Below are 1,167 nucleotides of genomic sequence, written 5' to 3'. Positions count from 1 at the left end.
GTAGGAGTCAACTGTCATGCACCTGCGATGACAGGAGGAGCGTACGGGGCCTGATCGCGCGCGATGGCATTGAGCCAGCGCAGGAACTTGTGCATGCAGGCGACGATGGCGACCTTGGCCGGCTTGCCCGCTGCGCGCAGACGTGCGTAGGTGTTGGCCAAGGGGGATTTGGCGCGGATGCTGGCCCAGGTGGCCATGTACAGCACGCGCCGCACGTCGGCACGTCCGCCTTTGATGCGGCGCTGGCCTTTCCAGCAACCGCTGTCGTGATTGAACGGGGCCAGCCCGACCAGGGCAGCGAGCTTGCGTGGCGGCAGCGTGCCCAGCTCTGGCAGCCGCGCGGCCAGAACCGCGCGCAGGATCGTCCCGAGCCCAGGCACCTTGGGTAGGCTCGAGCAGGTCTTGCCCTGCTGCTCGATCTCCTGCGTCAACGTCTGGATCTGCTGGTTCAGCAGGGCGATCACCTCTCGGCAGCGGTGTTGCGCCTTGGCGCTGGTAATGTGTTCCAAGCGCCGCCGATGGGCATCGCGCTGGCCCACCAGGGTGGCACGCAGGTCCAGCAGTTCGCGAAGAGACTGCTGGTGCCCGGGCACCACGGGCGTGGGGGTGGTCGGGATGTGCTGGGCGGCGATGGCCAGCAGGCGCGCGTCCAGGGCATCGGTCTTGGCATGCAGGCCCAAGGCCTGGGCGAGCTTGCGCGGACGATCGGCGGCCATCCGCACTGCCGGCAGGTCCGCCTCTCGGAGCACCTGCAGCACGGCATGTTCGTAGCCGCCACTGGCTTCCAGCACGATCCGCTCGCAGTCCATCCCAGCCAGACGTTGGGCCAGCGCACGCTGCCCCTGTGGCGTATTGGGCTGGGTCCAGGCCTGCTCGTCCGGCAGGACATGAATGACCAGCTCAGCCTTGGATACATCGATCCCGACATGGCGCCGCATAGACGTTCTCCGCAGTAGACTCATGGACGAGAGCGCTCCTGCCGATGCCCATGCTTGTGGAGTTCGAGCTCGTCACTCGGGCAACTGTTCGGGCTTGTCAGGCAGGAGAACCGGAGTGCGGCGGCGCTGACTCCTACTCGTGCTTGCTGGCACTGCGGCTAAACGGCCTGCCGCACTCCGCTCTCACCTACAACGATAGACCCTTATTTGACACAAGCGGCTTCAGCCG

General features: G+C 66.3%; 1 protein-coding gene. It reads right to left on the bottom strand.

All coding sequences use genetic code 11. From position 1 onward, the window contains the following. Positions 1 to 14: 14 nt before the first annotated feature. Positions 15 to 938, bottom strand: coding sequence for an IS110 family transposase (locus tag D183_RS0111385; RefSeq protein WP_026143295.1), 924 nt, complete (start codon positions 936 to 938; stop codon positions 15 to 17). Between the last annotated feature and the right edge of the window lie 229 nt (positions 939 to 1,167).

This window comes from Xanthomonas sp. SHU 199 (genome assembly GCF_000364665.1).
In the GTDB taxonomy this organism is placed as follows: Bacteria; Pseudomonadota; Gammaproteobacteria; order Xanthomonadales; family Xanthomonadaceae; genus Xanthomonas_A; species Xanthomonas_A sontii.
The sequence above is the reverse complement of the archived record's forward strand: the minus strand, read 5'-3'. Positions and strand labels throughout refer to the sequence as shown.

What these genes read in the sequence shown, in the direction of transcription:
- D183_RS0111385 (WP_026143295.1), bottom strand. Translation starts at nt 938, where the DNA reads ATGCGGCGCCATGTCGGGATCGATGTATCCAAGGCTGAGCTGGTCATT.